General features: G+C 35.7%; 16 protein-coding genes. 9 read left to right on the plus strand and 7 right to left on the minus strand.

Annotated elements, in window-relative coordinates; all coding sequences use genetic code 11:
• The first annotated feature begins 217 nt into the window (after positions 1–217).
• The 3 genes from AC1M9J_RS03590 to AC1M9J_RS03600 all read left to right on the plus strand — a co-directional run bounded on the left by AC1M9J_RS03590 (position 218) and on the right by AC1M9J_RS03600 (position 2638).
• Positions 218–1156 carry a DUF4760 domain-containing protein gene (locus AC1M9J_RS03590; protein ID WP_155756974.1) on the plus strand — a complete coding sequence of 313 codons (939 nt, stop codon included), beginning with the start codon at positions 218–220 and terminating at the stop codon, positions 1154–1156.
• Positions 1157–1298: 142 nt separating this feature from the next.
• A complete protein-coding gene (locus tag AC1M9J_RS03595; RefSeq protein ID WP_035267803.1) occupies positions 1299–1790 on the plus strand; it encodes a hypothetical protein in 492 nt (163 codons plus the stop codon).
• Between the two features lie 245 nt (positions 1791–2035).
• Complete coding sequence (locus AC1M9J_RS03600; RefSeq protein ID WP_481951901.1) at positions 2036–2638, plus strand: nitroreductase family protein; 603 nt, start codon at positions 2036–2038, stop codon at positions 2636–2638.
• Positions 2639–2687: 49 nt separating this feature from the next.
• On the opposite strand, the gene AC1M9J_RS03605 is transcribed toward AC1M9J_RS03600, so the two are convergent.
• From AC1M9J_RS03605 to AC1M9J_RS03620, 4 genes are all read right to left on the minus strand, one after another.
• Positions 2688–3896: an MFS transporter gene (locus AC1M9J_RS03605; protein WP_481951902.1), complete on the minus strand. Its 1209-nt coding sequence runs from the start codon at positions 3894–3896 to the stop codon at positions 2688–2690.
• Entirely contained in the window at positions 3893–4342 is a 450-nt protein-coding gene (locus AC1M9J_RS03610; RefSeq protein ID WP_179997997.1) for a MarR family winged helix-turn-helix transcriptional regulator, read from the minus strand. Before AC1M9J_RS03610 ends, AC1M9J_RS03605 begins: the two co-directional genes overlap by 4 nt.
• 100 nt (positions 4343–4442) lie before the next feature.
• On the minus strand, positions 4443–4997 hold the full coding sequence (locus AC1M9J_RS03615; protein ID WP_481951903.1) for a thermonuclease family protein: 555 nt from the start codon (positions 4995–4997) through the stop codon (positions 4443–4445).
• Between the two features lie 106 nt (positions 4998–5103).
• The gene (locus AC1M9J_RS03620) at positions 5104–6018 is read right to left on the minus strand and encodes a LysR family transcriptional regulator (RefSeq protein WP_481951904.1); all 915 of its coding nucleotides are present in this window, start codon (positions 6016–6018) and stop codon (positions 5104–5106) included.
• 89 nt (positions 6019–6107) lie between these two features.
• Here AC1M9J_RS03620 and AC1M9J_RS03625 point away from each other — a divergent pair, with 89 nt between their 5' ends.
• From AC1M9J_RS03625 to AC1M9J_RS03640, 4 genes are read left to right on the plus strand one after another with little or no spacing between them, the layout of a single operon-like run.
• Positions 6108–7349: an acyl-CoA dehydrogenase family protein gene (locus AC1M9J_RS03625; RefSeq protein ID WP_481590971.1), complete on the plus strand. Its 1242-nt coding sequence runs from the start codon at positions 6108–6110 to the stop codon at positions 7347–7349.
• Positions 7350–7376: 27 nt separating this feature from the next.
• Complete coding sequence (locus AC1M9J_RS03630; RefSeq protein WP_481608610.1) at positions 7377–8498, plus strand: phosphotransferase family protein; 1122 nt, start codon at positions 7377–7379, stop codon at positions 8496–8498.
• Positions 8495–9193, plus strand: a complete 699-nt coding sequence (locus AC1M9J_RS03635) for a histidine phosphatase family protein (RefSeq protein ID WP_481951905.1) — start codon at positions 8495–8497, stop codon at positions 9191–9193. The genes AC1M9J_RS03630 and AC1M9J_RS03635 overlap by 4 nt, the downstream gene beginning before the upstream one ends.
• A 31-nt stretch (positions 9194–9224) precedes the next feature.
• Positions 9225–9968 carry an SDR family oxidoreductase gene (locus AC1M9J_RS03640; RefSeq protein ID WP_179997992.1) on the plus strand — a complete coding sequence of 248 codons (744 nt, stop codon included), beginning with the start codon at positions 9225–9227 and terminating at the stop codon, positions 9966–9968.
• A 24-nt stretch (positions 9969–9992) separates the two neighbouring features.
• Here the strand turns inward: AC1M9J_RS03640 and AC1M9J_RS03645 are convergent, their stop codons facing one another.
• Complete coding sequence (locus tag AC1M9J_RS03645; protein ID WP_481597090.1) at positions 9993–11369, minus strand: alpha/beta hydrolase-fold protein; 1377 nt, start codon at positions 11367–11369, stop codon at positions 9993–9995.
• A 147-nt stretch (positions 11370–11516) separates the two neighbouring features.
• Here AC1M9J_RS03645 and AC1M9J_RS03650 point away from each other — a divergent pair, with 147 nt between their 5' ends.
• Both AC1M9J_RS03650 and AC1M9J_RS03655 read left to right on the plus strand, forming a co-directional pair.
• Positions 11517–12239, plus strand: a complete 723-nt coding sequence (locus AC1M9J_RS03650) for an SGNH/GDSL hydrolase family protein (protein WP_481587907.1) — start codon at positions 11517–11519, stop codon at positions 12237–12239.
• 13 nt (positions 12240–12252) lie between these two features.
• Positions 12253–12840: a uracil-DNA glycosylase family protein gene (locus AC1M9J_RS03655; protein ID WP_481587908.1), complete on the plus strand. Its 588-nt coding sequence runs from the start codon at positions 12253–12255 to the stop codon at positions 12838–12840.
• A 29-nt stretch (positions 12841–12869) separates the two neighbouring features.
• Here the strand turns inward: AC1M9J_RS03655 and AC1M9J_RS03660 are convergent, their stop codons facing one another.
• On the minus strand, positions 12870–13307 hold the full coding sequence (locus tag AC1M9J_RS03660) for a hypothetical protein (RefSeq protein ID WP_481595276.1): 438 nt from the start codon (positions 13305–13307) through the stop codon (positions 12870–12872).
• 90 nt (positions 13308–13397) lie between these two features.
• The gene (locus AC1M9J_RS03665; protein WP_481608614.1) at positions 13398–14942 is read right to left on the minus strand and encodes a phospholipase D family protein; all 1545 of its coding nucleotides are present in this window, start codon (positions 14940–14942) and stop codon (positions 13398–13400) included.
• Positions 14943–15073: the final 131 nt, after the last annotated feature.

The raw sequence follows: 15073 nt of genomic DNA on the forward strand, positions 1-15073 counted from the left end.
TAACATATATTGACAAGCAACTGTCTTTAATATATTGACCAATTATTCATTTCAGAATACTATTTATATAACGACCTTTCATACGTCACTTAAGGCTTTTACAAAGGAGACAATCATGAATAATTATAAAGCTCGTCTAATCCTTGAAGAAGGCTATGGATTAGGTTGAGACTCATTTAAATTTGTGTAATAAAGCATCCATTAGGGTGCTTTATTTTTGAGTAAAATAAAATTGAATTACTTTTATACTTATCTTTTGATTATTCCATATGTCACTGTAATTGCTTATTTTTATATTTATCGTAGAGATAATTTCTTTATTAAGATTAGAAGTAGTAATCAACTCCTTCTCATCTTAATTTTATTAGGTATCACGTTTGTAGAAATATTAATTTGGAAAAGTTTTTTTGAAGATTATAAATTTCTAAATTTTGATATAGAAAATACAGATGGGCAGTTTAAAACGACAGCATTAGTTACGGTTTTAGCAGCTATAGCTGCCGTTTTTGGTTGGATTTTTACTTCAAGGGTGCAAATTATAAACACTATAAGAAGTCATTCAGTACAAGTATTGATGAATAGTAGGAATTCTACTGCGTATATTGCTAAGGTTGATATTGCAACCAAAATAAGAAGGAATTTGGGGAAGGATCAAAACGTAGAGTCGAAAGATAAAGTGCAATTGACTAGAGAAAAATTTAATTCATTGGAAGATGAGGAAAAATCGGCTGTAACATATTTATTAAATTTTTTGGAATTTGTAGCAATTGGAATCAGACATAACAACTTAGATGAAGACTTAATAAAAAGTAGTTTCAAATCAATACTTAAAGCTAATTACAATCTCTTCCAACCTGTAATTGAATATTTAAGAGAGATTGATAGTCCTAAAATTTACAATCAACTCGAAATTTTGCATAAAAGGTGGGAAGAGAACAAAAAACCAGAATGTATCAATTGTAAGCAAGGTATTGATGATGAAGTTCAGAATAGAAAGAAACATAAATTTAATAATCTTCGGAACATTACATTAACAATTTTAACGGGCTCAGGGTGGCTAATAATGATAGCTATCATGAGATTAATAGAGAAATTAACGAAATATTCAACAGAGGAAGATTTATTATGCGATAACTGCAAAACATTAAAAAAATAAGTAAAAACTTCATCACATAGTCATGTAATTATTATGAGATTGATTAACTCGTCACAATTGTTAAAATACGCATTGCTTTTAATTGCTGTTGTATCAAAGTTCTTATCTTAGACTTAAGACAGCCAATCTACGGAAATTTTCAATGCTCGATATATATTTAACAGATGTTCAAAAAAATGTTCAATTTCAAGATTATCCAGGTGAACATCCTGTTAAATTTATTCTTAACTTTAAAAAAATCTTCCCAAGTATTATGGAATTACTACTTCCTGTTCTACCTAAAGATGAAAATCTAGAAGACATGACATGGGAATCAACAACAAAAGATTTTGAAACCTTCAAACTGCTACTGACAGGTTGGGGTGTGATTGAACTGCGTCTAAATGCCATTACACAATTCAAAAATCGTGAATTTGCAGATCAGCTTGTAAAAACTGCTCAACAAAAAAGAGCAAAGTTTTCTAAAGAACAACCTAAGCTCAGTACGGTAGATTTAGACTATTTGTTCATGCATGAAGTTCATACGGCGATTGATGCTGAATTAGTGGAGTTAGGTGAAAAATTCTATTTGCCAACCTTACGCTCCCTATGGAAAAACCAAGTATCGGCTCAGGTTCTTGAAGCTAAATTTTAAGCTTACATATGCCAAGAAAAGCCCTCTATCATGGAGGGCTTTTTACTGTTGGGTAAAAAAAATACGAATAAAATCAAATCTTCGAATTAGGGTTCAAAATGGATAGATGTTGGTCTGATAAATGCTTAATGTAACACTACAACATATTTGATTTGTTGAATATTTAATCTTTGGTTAAGTATTTCTAATGAATTGAAAGTCAGGGTATCGTATTTCCCCGAGGAAATACCAAAGGATTTCAAAAAATGTCGAATCAATTTTTAGATTTAATTCAAAAACGCCGTACGATCTATGCTTTAGGAAAAGCAGTTGAACAATCTCCTGAGTACTTAACAGATCTTATTCAGCATGCGATTAAACAAAGCCCATCATCTTTTAACTCTCAATCTTCGCGCGCTGTAATTTTATTTAACGCTGAACATGAAAAATTTTGGGGCTTTGTGAAAGAGAAGCTAAAGTCATATGCAAAGGACGAGGCGAGTGCTGCAAAAACTTCTGCAAAAATGGATAGCTTTGCTGCAGGCATAGGCACTGTATTATTTTTCGAAGAAATGGATACGATCACTGACTTACAAGAGAAATATCCTTCGTATGCGGAAAACTTTCCAATTTGGGCGGAACATTCAACAGCAATGGCACAGTTTGCGGTTTGGACAGCTTTGCATACAGAAGGTTTAGGTGCAAACCTTCAACATTATAATCCGATTGTAGATGATCAAGTCCAAACTGAATGGGCTATACCAGCTTCGTGGAAACTACGCGCACAATTGGTATTTGGATCTAAGGAAGCTGAAGCTTTCGATAAAGGCTATATTGACGACGCTACACGTTTTAAAGTGTTTAAATAAAATATGGAAAAGCACTCATCGGAGTGCTTTTTTTAAACCTATAAATAGCCTAAGCAATTTTTGTATTTCGAACGTTTTTCCCATGTAATACATAATATAAGACAATGCAAAATATAGTACCAATAGCACTATATAAATAGAGTTGTTGGTAACTGATCAAATCTAAAGCTAAACCTAAGAAATAAGGACCGAATCCTAAACCTGCATCTAAAAAGATAAAGTAAGTTGAGGTTGCAAATCCCATCCGTTCCAAACTAGTACTTTTTACTGCTATTGTTTGGCAAATTGATTGGATATTACCGTATCCTAAACCTAATAATCCTGCGCAAATCAACAAAAGACCCGAACTGTTAGCTTGGCTCAACAAGAAGAATGCAAGTGCCATAATGAGAAAGGCAGGATACATAATTATATTTTCGCCTTTTTTATCCATCAGTGGTCCCGTAATAGGACGAGAGAGCAGAATCGTCAACGCATAAATGAGAAAGAAAAATGATGCTGCTTCAACCAGATCAATTTCTTTGGCATAAAAATTAATAAACGATAGAACACCAGAGTAAAAGAGGGAGCTTACCAACATGATCAGAGCAATGGGTAAGGCGCTCTTTTCAATATATTGAGATAGAAAACTATTTTGAGTATGGGCCTGATCAGGTATAGACGAAACCTGTTGCAATTGAGGAACTTGAATAAATAAAGCTGTAATTAAACATAAAACTGCAAGGATTGAAGATAGGGCAAAAATAATGTTGTAACTGACATGAAGCATTAGCCAGATTGCCAAAAATGGTCCAATTGCAGTTCCTAAAGTACTACTCATACTGTAGTAACCTATACCTTCACCACGACGGGTTGCGGGAATAATTTGAGCGATAATTGTGCCAAATACGGTGGAGGCAACCCCCATCATAAAGCCATGCAAGAATCGAACGATTAATAAAGTTCCAACCTCTAAATGGAGAAAATAAAAGCCTGAAAATATGAGAAATCCAGTGAGTCCGACCAGCATGGTGACTTTAGAACCGAATTTAACGAGGAATTTAGCCACCAATAAACGACCAATCAGTGTACCCACAATAAAAAGTCCTGATACTAAACCAGCCTGCGCCGTCGTCGCTCCAAGTTCTGCTATCGAAAATCCCACAATGACAATGACGAGAAGATAAAAAGTCAGTACCAATTGAAAGTTAATTAAACTGACCAAAATAAAGTTACGTGTCCAAAGAGGCTGATTAACTTGATTTGAGGAAGTACTCATAACTCCTCCACGATATTTAAGCTTTTATAACGCTCTAAAATAGACAAAAACAGTTGAAGTGTCTCAGCACTTTGAGCAATGTCTTCAGGATTTACTTGATTCAAAAACTGTTGTTCAAATTGATCAATCTGAATTGTACAAATTTGATAAAGATCTCTACCTTTTTCGGTTAATTGAATTAATTTTTGGCGTTTATCAGATGATTCTAAAAACTGAATAACATCTAATTTATGTAAAGTATTAATGCGTTTTGCAATTGATGGTTTAGATACATTGAGTTCATGAGCCAAATCAATTGAAGTGATGGAGTCATGATCATAGATATGATAAATCAACTGCCACATTGAATAGTTCAGTTGGTATTGAGCCAAGATATCATTTAAACGGTCACTAAAGAGTCGCGCACTTCGCAGCAATACGACACGGAATTTGGGAGAGTTTTGCATATAGTTAACCAAGCTAACTAGTTTGTTGGCTTGAATTTACGCTCAATTATTAGACGAATCAAGCGTAATGCACTTATTGATAATCAGGGTACTGAAAATATTAATTTTTTTGTTTTCTAAAAGTACTTGGTCGAATAGGACGGGTCCCGCGCCAGAGACCTCGTTTATTGCGTTTTGCACTATCTTGTAGCGAGATCATATATTTTAATTGCTTTGGATCACGTATGTATTCTTCGTAAACCCACGCACCACCACGCCTCACTAATTCTTCATTCATATTCTTGCGATAGCGGTAGACCACACCCACGCAACGTCCATAACGATCTATATCCGTGATTTTTACACGAACAATTTTACCTTGAACCATTTTCTTAACTAAGCATTGGGATTCAAGCCCGTAACTTTGATTAGATTCAGGCGCATCTACAAAAGCAAAGCGTAATTTAGTTTTAGAACGCCTTAAATTCAAACGATGGCAGGAGAGGGTGTCACCATCACTCACCGCTGTAACACGGCACCAATAAGTTTTTCCTTTTTTAAAAGGTTTAAATACTTGAAGAAGATAAATTCTTACTTGTCTAAAAATGATAAGAAGTAATAAGCATAAAATCGCACCTAGCCCAATAAGCCATGATGCAGGGAGTTGATCAAACATAGAAAACACAAGAGAAAACAAGCCTTAATATGATAAATCAACTCCAAGTGAGTGTTTGATTCAATAATGAACAGATGGTGTTCACACAGATTTTCTACTAAATAGCCTAAGCAAAAATTTTATTAATTTCTGAAATTAAATACTCAAACTTTTGGTGTGATGCTAATTGTGAATTCCAATAAATTCCCATTTTCATTAGAGGCAGTTCAATAGGGAGTTCGGAAATTTTTAAATCTTGAGGTAATTTCAAATTTTTTAAAATACTAAAAGGTAAGGTTAGCAATGTGTCAGGATACTCCTTCAAAATTTGTAGTGCTGTTGAATAGTGTTGACAGCGTAAAAAAATATCACGTTGAATATTCAACTTTTTAAAATGTAAATCTTCAATAAGCACACCAGAATGCCTTGATGAAACACCAATATGTTGGGCATGTTTGTATTGTTCTAAATTTTCGATGGTTGTCAAACCACATATGACAAAGCGATCATTCACTAAAGGGTTAAAATAAATTTTCTCATCAACTTTCTGTTGAAGATCGACCACTAAATCAAGTTGCTGTGACAATAAATCTTTTGCCCAATTAGTTCGATCTAATTTGATACTTTGAAACCGTGTCGCTAGTCCTAAATCACGAAAATGACGGATTAACTGCGGAAAAATTAAAGGCTCAATTTCATCATGAATTGATATACGAATAGATTGAATCGTCAGTGGATCAAAAGATATATGATGAGTAGAGATATGCTGAATTGCGATTAATGTTTCTTTTATTCGTGGATAAATTTGATGTGAAAAGGGTGTCGCAACCATCTTTATACCACTTCGGATAAAAAGATCATCTTTCAATTGTAATCTTAATCGCTGTAAAGCGTGACTGGCTGCAGATTGTGTAATACACATCAAATTTGCGGCTTTACTGATACTTTGATGTTCGTATATCGCAATAAATAATGGATATAGATTGATATCAATGTGTGAAAAAGCGCTCAGATCCACAGATTCCTGATGAATTCTATTCATAAAGTAATATTTAAATAAATCATTTCATTCATAGTAGGTTTCAAGCTATGTTGATGTAAAGCGTGATGAGAATATAGTTCGAGGGATTAATGTTTCAATTAACGGAAAAAGCTAAACACTTTTATGATTTAGCACAACGCTTTATTCAAGACGAAATAGAGCCTATAGAACAAGAATTTTGGCATAAAGCTCATCAATTAAATTCAAGTGATGATTGGACATCATGGATGTGGCCAGCAGAACTTGAAGTACTCAAACAAAAAGCTAAATCGCAAAATTTGTGGAATCTTTTTTTACCAGACCCAGAATTTGGTCAAGGTTTAACAGTTCAAGAATATGCACACATTGCTGAGTTAACTGGCCGTAGTTTATTGGCTCCTACGGTTTTCAATTGTAATGCGCCAGATAGCGGTAATATGGAGTTAATTTGGCGCTATGGCTCAGAACAACAAAAAGAGCAATGGTTAAAACCTCTCTTAGACGGAAAAATTCGATCCGTATTTTGCATGACTGAACCAGAAGTTGCTTCTTCAGATGCGACGAACATGCAAGCCACTGCTGTAATTGAGGGAGACGAAATTGTTTTAAATGGACGCAAATGGTGGTCTTCGGGTTTAGGCGATCCTAATGCAAAAATCATTATATTTATGGCACATACACCAGACGCAAATAAAGGTCGACATCAACAACATTCAATGGTTTTAGTTCCAGTTGAAACTGAGGGCGTAAAAATTGAAAGAATGTTACCTGTATTTGGTGATTATGATGCGCCACACGGTCATGGAGAAGTAACCTTTAATAATGTTCGTGTTCCAGTCACTCATTTTATTGGTGGAGCAGGTCAAGGGTTTGAGATTGCACAGGGGCGACTTGGTCCAGGACGTATTCATCATTGCATGCGTTGTATCGGTGCTGCTGAGAAATCATTGGAATTAATGATTGATCGTGGAATGCAAAGAAAAGCATTCGGTAAGGAAATTTTGAAACTTGGTGGTAATTTGGAAAGAGTCGCGGAAGCGCGTGTTGCCATCGATCAAGCACGTCTTTTGACCTTATATGCGGCATATAAAATGGATAAACTGGGCAATATGGCTGCACTCACTGAAATCTCTGCAATTAAAGTCGTTGCACCTAGTGTTTTGGAAAAAGTTGTCGATATGGCAATGCAAATTCACGGCGGTGCAGGTCTATCTAGAGATACGCCATTGACAGGTTTTTTTGCACAAGCGCGTGCATTACGTTTGGCAGATGGGCCAGATGAGGTGCATAAAGGCATGATTGCAAAATTGGAACTTGCGAAACGTGGTTTTTCAACTCGTCATTCTCAATAAGATGAGCACTCGATTTAAGGAAGAAATATGTCAGTTATAGATACAGCAGGGCAAGTCAGACGTGGTGAAGAGCTCGATATCGTTTCAGTCACAAACTGGTTAAATCAAAATGGCGTGGAAGTGATTGAGCCTGTAGAAGTTACACAATATTCTGGTGGAGCTTCAAACTGGACATACCGGCTCAAATATAGCAATGCAGATCTGATATTAAGAAGACCACCCACAGGAACCAAGGCCAAATCTGCTCATGATATGGTTCGAGAACATAATGTTCAGAAAGCTTTAAAAGATCTATATCCAGTCGTGCCCAAAATGCTGACATTATGTCAGGATGAATCTGTACTCGGATGCGATTTTTATGTGATGCAGCGAATCGAGGGAATTATACCAAGGGCAAAGCTTCCACCAGAACTAAAACTCACTGAATTTGATGTGCATCAGCTTTGTATAAATGTTTTAGACAAATTGATTGAATTGCATCAAGTTCCTTATCAAGGAACAGCACTTGAAAAAATTGGAAAAGGTGAGGGTTACTGCCGTCGTCAGATCGAGGGTTGGGACAGTCGCTACGACAAAGCCCATACCATCAATGTACCGACCTTTAAGTTTGTAAGAAATTGGCTTAAAGACAATATTCCTGAGGATTCAACCAACTGTATTATTCACAACGATTGGCGTTTTGATAATGTCATTTTGAATCCTCAACAGCCTACTGAGGTCATCGGGGTGTTGGATTGGGAAATGGCGACAATTGGTGATCCACTTATGGATTTAGGATCAGCCTTAGCATATTGGGTTGAAGAAAACGACAATATGATCTTTAAATCGACACGTCGACAACCTACACATCTTAAAGGCATGTTTACACGTAAAGAAGTTGTGGATTATTACCTTGAAAAAACAGGACTAAAGCCATCTAACTGGACGTTTTATGAAGTATTTGGGATCTTTAGATTAGCGGTCATAGCACAACAAATTTATTATCGTTATTACCATAAACAAACGGATAATCCTGCATTTAAGGATTTTTGGATTGTGATTCATGCATTACATATTCGTGCTTTAAAACTCATAGGTATACAAAAGCTTGAAGCGAATGAAATTGCAAAAACTTATCTCGCAAAATTACAGGATATTCTGCCAAGATGACGACAATATATTTGGTCAGACATGGTCAAGCTTCATTTGGTGCTGAAAGTTATGATCAGCTTTCTCAGAAAGGTGAAGTTCAAGCACGTGTGTTGGGACAATATTTTCAAAAGTTAATACAAGAGCAGCCCTATGTATTAGCTGGCTCGATGAAACGTCATCAGCAGACGGCGGAAATCTCTTTGAAAGAGTGTTTTCCTGACAGTCAGATTGATATCGATCCACATTGGAACGAGTTCAATCATCAACAAGTGTTTGCAAAATATGAACCACGTTTTGCAGATCCTGCATTACTTAAAAAAGATGTTAGTCAAGCGGTAGATCCACGTGCCTATTTAGGAAAAATTTTTGAAGGTGCAATTCAACGTTGGACCAATGGTGATCATCATCATGATTATGACGAAAGCTGGCTTCAATTTCAGCAAAGAGTACTTCAAGGCTTGAACAAACTATGTGTACAACTTGAAAAGGAAAAACCTCGCTATGCCGTAGTTTATACGTCTGGTGGTGTTATATCTGTTGTTGCAGGGCATTTACTTGGTTTAAGTGCAGACAAAACTTTTGCATTGAACTGGGCAATCACCAATACCAGTTTTACCACCTTAAGATTGGTTGGTACAGAACCACAATTACTCAGTTTAAATGAACATCATTATTTAAAAGAACAAGATCGTGATTTGCTCACATGGATTTGATCAAGGCTATATGCCATAGAGAGAAAATGGAATGAACAAAACTATATTAATTACAGGTGCAAGCTCAGGTATCGGTGCTGGGATGGCACAAGAGTTTGCAAAAAAAGGATATAACCTAGCGATCTGTGCACGTCGTTTAGAAAGGTTGTATGCTTTAAAAGATGAAATAGAACAACGCTATCAGGTAAAAGTAAGTGCGAAGGTATTGGATGTCACGGATGATGAGCAAGTCTTCCGTGTATTTAAAGAGTTTAAAGATGAGCTAGGCACTATCGATCGAGTGATAGTCAATGCTGGTGTGGGCGAAGGACGTCGTATCGGTAAAGGTAATTTTGCGATTAATAAAGCAACAGTTGAAACTAATTTTATTTCTGCGATGGCACAATGTGAAGCAGCGGTCGAAATTTTTAGATCTCAAAATTCAGGACATTTAGTTGTAATTTCGTCGATGAGTGCTTTGCGTGGTATGCCAAAACATCTTACAGCTTATGCTGCCAGTAAAGCGGGAATTGCGCATTTAGCCGAAGGGATTCGGGCTGAACTTCTTGGAACACCAATTAAAGTTTCAACGATTTATCCTGGTTACATTCGAACTGAAATTAATGAAGGTGCTGGAAAATTACCTTTCGAGGTCGATCAAGCCACAGGATCACGACTATTAGCTGAAGCAATCGAAAAGCAACCAGTCAAAGCATATGTACCAAAGTGGCCATGGTTGCCATTGGGTTTTGCAATGAAGGTTTTACCGCTTCAGCTCGTCAATAAGCTGAGTTAAAATAACGTCTTATAAATCCCACATTTAGTGGGATTTATTTTTAAAGAAATATTTCAAAGCATCTTGTATGACGATTTGCCAAACGGCATATGAATGTCCGCCTATATATTCTTGATAGTGAACATTGTGTCCCTGATCGATTAAATCCTGAGCGACAATCGGAGAGGTTTCTAGAATGCTTAAGCTATTATTTTGTCTCGAATTTTCATAGCTATTGGCTGAAATATACCAATTGAGTTTCTTTGTATTGTCTAATGTTGAAGCTCTGATCAGTTTACTCATACCATTGATTGTATCGTTTGGATCAGATTTCCACCAAAATGAACCAGAAAGTGACACGACGTGACTAATATCATTGGATGTTTTTAACGCCAAATAAGCAGAACTCAGACCACCTAAACTTGAACCCAATAAGACTGTTTTGTTGTGATCACGTTGGTTGGGCAAATGTTGACTCATCCAAGGCAATAATTCTTCTTGAAAAAACTGTGTGTATTCTGGATTGGGGCTAAGTTCTTTAGCACGTAATTGATCATTTGGGTGTCCAACAAAAACAGCCTGTATAGGTGGGAGTTGCTGTTGTTCAACCAACTGATCTAATATCTGGGGAACTTTAACTAAATGCGCATATTGTTCACCATCAAAAAAAATCAGAGTGATATATGATTTTCCGACTTGAGGTGGAGTTGCATAAATCTGAATAAGACGATCATTTCCCAAAACTTTACTTTTCAACACGGAAGAAGTTAATTGTTTTTCACTTTTTTCAGCCATTTGAGTTGGATCAATAAAATTGGGCGCTCGACTGAGTTTTGCGATATTTTCATTCCTCAGCGTGGTATTCGTTTTTAAGGCAATGTTTTTAGAATCAAACCACTTATGAGGATTGAAAGGGTCGAGTTGTTGTACCTTTAAAATAGATCGACGCTGATCTCGTGATTCTTTTAAATTTGGGTTTAAATGTGGACAGTAATTTGATAAATATCCATCGATATTCGGTGAATCCACAGCAAAACTATAACTTCCGATAAATCTTGAATCGACAATACTTTCTTTAAACCAAATATCAGTACCTTTAAGTCGAGTTAACCACTCATGATCATTACTCGGACCACCGATTAATCGCACATTGTGTTTTGCACCACGATATAAATAAATGACACGTTGGTGTGTTTCATTAAAATCTTCAATTATTGGGGTTTGATTTTTACGAATTTCCGACCAAAATTGATCGAGGAGATGATTTTTTTGATCAGGATACATCTGAATCTGTTTTTGGATTTGTTGAAGCACCTTACTCTTAGCATCCATATCCTCACATACAGGGGCATAGGATTGAGTGCTGACTTGTAATGAATGATTTACAGAGAGATCAGCACTTACTGCGGAACTCACTAACATCAATATACAAAAAAATTTGATAGGATGATTCATGGATTTTAGCTTTGAATTAATTATGTAAATGATAATTATTTTCAATAATAAATAGCAATGAAAATATCAAAAAATCGTTTAAAATAGGAAATATCAAAACCTAAAATCAAATACATGTTTCTTAAATTAGCGACAATCGCACTCATTCCAGCTTTACTTGTGCAAGGTTACCAAGTCAAGAAAAATACACCTCGTTTAGCAGAAGCTTTGGGGGAAAGAAATGGTTTGGTTGGTAATGGCCCTCAAATATCAATTTTAATTTTAGGTGATTCAGCTGCTGCTGGTGTGGGTGTGCAATTTCAAGAAGATGCGCTAAGCGGAACATTGTTACAAGAACTAAGAGATCATTTTCAAATTCGCTGGTCATTAATTGCAAAAACTGGAAATCGTACTTCAGATGTAATTCGAACTATACAGGCTATTAATAACGATCAGTTTGATATTGTAGTAACTTCGATAGGGGTCAATGATGTAACACAGCTCATCTCACCACAAAAATGGATCTGCCTACAAGAACAATTATATTCACTGATCGCTGAGAAATTTTCACCCAAGCTCATTATCGCGACTGGAGTTCCACCGATGAATGAGTTTCCTGCATTACCAAATCCTTTAGCTTGGTTGTTTGGAAAATATGCCCATCAAATGAATGTTGAATTGGAAAATTGGATTGAACCACAACCAAAATTTGAATTGGTTAAATATGATTTGGATGAGTATAAACAACTCAATTTGAAGATGGCTGAGGATGGATTTCATCCAAGTAAAGAAATCTATCAGCTTTGGGCAAAAAAAATTAGTTCGATTATTCAAAATCACTGTAGATCGAAAAGTTAGACCGAAATTTGATATGAGTGATATCGAAACACATCCACTTGAGCCATTTGTACCTCAACAAGCCAAATTGCTCATGCTTGGCAGTTTTCCTCCGCCGAAAGCAAGATGGAAAATGGATTTTTATTATCCGAATTTTCAAAATGATATGTGGAAAATATATGGGTTGATCTTTTTTCAAGACTCTCATTATTTTCTAGACCGTGAAAATAAACAATTCAAAGAGCAAATGCTGAAAGATTTTCTAAATGAGTTGGGCATTGCAATATTTGATACAGCCTATCAAGTACGGCGTTTGAAAGACAATGCCTCAGATCAATTTCTAGAAATCGTTACACCGACAGATATGTTTCTATTGCTTAAAAAAATTCCATATTGTCGAGATATTATGACCACAGGTGATAAAGCAACTGAGACCTTATTAAAGTCAATGAATGCGTCTGTACACACTAAAGTTAAAATGGGTACAGTCGTGGATCTGCAATTTGATAACAAAGATATCCGAATTCATCGTATGCCATCTTCTTCAAGAGCTTATCCTTTAGCTCTTGAAAAGAAAGCCGAATACTATCGTGAACTTTTCCAGTCAATTGGATTAATTTAACAACCTGTTAAAGTCAATCGAGATGCTTATTACACATCATAATCTACATAATCCCACAAGTTTAAACGTGATTTAATTTCTTTACGAATATGTGGAAGCATATTGAGTAGAGTACCATCAATCCATAAAGATAATGCTTGAGCAGATAATTCTTGTCCTTCTTCATCAACTAAGCGGGCACCCTTCACAATCACGAGCGTTTGTTCTGAGACAGAGGTTTCAATGCCTTTGAAAAAAACTTGTAACTCATGACCATTGTCTAAAATTAACCAAGCCAATTCAATTTGAACATTATGGTTAGATTTTAACGTGATAGAACCTTCAACTAAGTCTTCATCAGTAAGGCAATCATAATCAACACTAATTTTAGCTAAATACCATTCATGCTGAGATAAATCTTCAAGTGATAAAAAAGGGGTGAGTATGTCGTTCAGATTATACTGTCGACTAAGATCAAAAAATTGCATGGGAGTAGAGTAGAACCAAGGGTTCAAAAAATAAAACGTGAATAATAATGCAATTTATCCTGGTTGTACAAACCAGTCACAACAAAGAATTTACATCATCCATTCGATTGGGAGATAGGACAAAGACTTGAACATAAATCTCTGAAAACGAGTCGTTTCAGGGTCATGATCATGTATTAACTTTTCTTCACCTCGTTGTTCTTCCCATCTTAAGTTTTGATGTGCATCCAAATGTAGTTGATAGGCAACTTTGGGAAGATTTTCATCTAAAGATTGAGATATCTCTGTTTTAAAATCGGCTGACTCAATGATCAGTCCAAGTTCAGTATTCAAATACGCTGAACGTGGATCAAAATTGAATGTTCCAATAAAAACTTTATCATCTACAGTAAAAAATTTAGCATGAAGACGCGACGCATTTTTTCCTTTCGCAGGAATAACATTACCCGTCATAATTTCATACCAAGTCCGATCAGACCGTTCAATATAAGGTTTAAACTCGTAAAGTTTTACATCTGACCTTAAGAGTGGGGTTCGATATTTTTGATAAAATGCATGAACAATCGGGACATCATTTGCCAAATATGAGTTTGTTAAAACTCGAACTTTGACATTCTGCTCACTCAATTGTTTGAGGAAAGACTCACCATGAACAGTAGGAACAAAATAGGCAGACACCAAGTTTATTTCTTGAGCAGGTTTCCCCATAATGGATTTGAACTGATTAAACAGCAGTTCATGAGATTGAGCTTTCGCTCTGATTTTATTGGGGCTGTCTGCAACAAAATGAGCTTTAGACCAACGAATAGGATGTTTTTTTAAATTTTCTTCTAAAAAACGTTCTGCTTGATCAATACGTTTTTTAGTTTCAGCACCTTGAAAATTTTGCTTGGTTGAATAATGCGATCTTAAATACGCTAATTCTTTTTGAGACTGAGGAATTATTTGCTGAATATTATAACTCAGCTCATCATTCCAAAATTGGTGAAACACCGTGTTTGCAGCTGAAACTGATTGACCTGCAAATAAAATATCCATATCCGCGAATTGAAAATTGTCACTGGCATCAAAATATTCATTACTGATATTACGCCCCCCAGTAACAGCAATCGCTCCATCAGCAATAATCAATTTGTTATGCATTCTATGATTGATTTTATTAAAGCGAAACACATAATCCAAAACTCTAAAGCTGCGAAATTTGTAGGGATTGAATAGTTTAATTTCAATATTAGGATGTTTAGACAATGCACTTAAGGTCGAGTCTAATTGAGTGCCATTTTGATCATCAATTAACAGTCGAACCTTCACATTACGATCAGCTGCTTTGAGTAGGTCAGACAATAAATGCTGACCTATCACATCATTTTCCCAGATATAGTACTGTAAATCGATCGTATGTTGCGCTTCACGTATTAAGTGAACACGTGAGGCCATACTCATAAAAGGATCATGAAGTGGTAAAAATGCGGTTAAACCTTGTTCAATATTGCGTCTTGTTTCTGGTGTATTGCTGAGCCAATGTGTGGTATGAGGTTGGATTGGGGCTTGTTTTATACTTGTATTCATCGCCAAATTACATCCAGTTAAAATAAAGAATGTGAGTAAACACAATATATATCGCAACATAAGCATCAAAGCTGTCGTTCCTAAATCTTATTATTCAGTTGTATGGCTATAATATCATCAATCAAATAGTTGAATGTTTTTATCAAAAGCGGTTACTGTAACTTATCTGTTAAATCTTAATTTACAAAGGAAGTTTT

Source organism: Acinetobacter sp. ANC_7588, from assembly GCF_056783995.1.

Bases quoted from the DNA above. Each gene is read 5' to 3' on its own strand.
- AC1M9J_RS03595 (WP_035267803.1), top strand. From the start codon at position 1,299: ATGCTCGATATATATTTAACAGATGTTCAAAAAAATGTTCAATTTCAA.
- AC1M9J_RS03600 (WP_481951901.1), top strand. From the start codon at position 2,036: ATGTCGAATCAATTTTTAGATTTAATTCAAAAACGCCGTACGATCTAT.
- AC1M9J_RS03605 (WP_481951902.1), bottom strand. From the start codon at position 3,896: ATGAGTACTTCCTCAAATCAAGTTAATCAGCCTCTTTGGACACGTAAC.
- AC1M9J_RS03610 (WP_179997997.1), bottom strand. From the start codon at position 4,342: ATGCAAAACTCTCCCAAATTCCGTGTCGTATTGCTGCGAAGTGCGCGA.
- AC1M9J_RS03615 (WP_481951903.1), bottom strand. From the start codon at position 4,997: ATGTTTGATCAACTCCCTGCATCATGGCTTATTGGGCTAGGTGCGATT.
- AC1M9J_RS03620 (WP_481951904.1), bottom strand. From the start codon at position 6,018: ATGAATAGAATTCATCAGGAATCTGTGGATCTGAGCGCTTTTTCACAC.
- AC1M9J_RS03625 (WP_481590971.1), top strand. From the start codon at position 6,108: ATGTTTCAATTAACGGAAAAAGCTAAACACTTTTATGATTTAGCACAA.
- AC1M9J_RS03630 (WP_481608610.1), top strand. From the start codon at position 7,377: ATGTCAGTTATAGATACAGCAGGGCAAGTCAGACGTGGTGAAGAGCTC.
- AC1M9J_RS03635 (WP_481951905.1), top strand. From the start codon at position 8,495: ATGACGACAATATATTTGGTCAGACATGGTCAAGCTTCATTTGGTGCT.
- AC1M9J_RS03640 (WP_179997992.1), top strand. From the start codon at position 9,225: ATGAACAAAACTATATTAATTACAGGTGCAAGCTCAGGTATCGGTGCT.
- AC1M9J_RS03645 (WP_481597090.1), bottom strand. From the start codon at position 11,369: ATGTTAGTGAGTTCCGCAGTAAGTGCTGATCTCTCTGTAAATCATTCA.
- AC1M9J_RS03650 (WP_481587907.1), top strand. From the start codon at position 11,517: ATGTTTCTTAAATTAGCGACAATCGCACTCATTCCAGCTTTACTTGTG.
- AC1M9J_RS03655 (WP_481587908.1), top strand. From the start codon at position 12,253: ATGAGTGATATCGAAACACATCCACTTGAGCCATTTGTACCTCAACAA.
- AC1M9J_RS03660 (WP_481595276.1), bottom strand. From the start codon at position 13,307: ATGCAATTTTTTGATCTTAGTCGACAGTATAATCTGAACGACATACTC.
- AC1M9J_RS03665 (WP_481608614.1), bottom strand. From the start codon at position 14,942: ATGCTTATGTTGCGATATATATTGTGTTTACTCACATTCTTTATTTTA.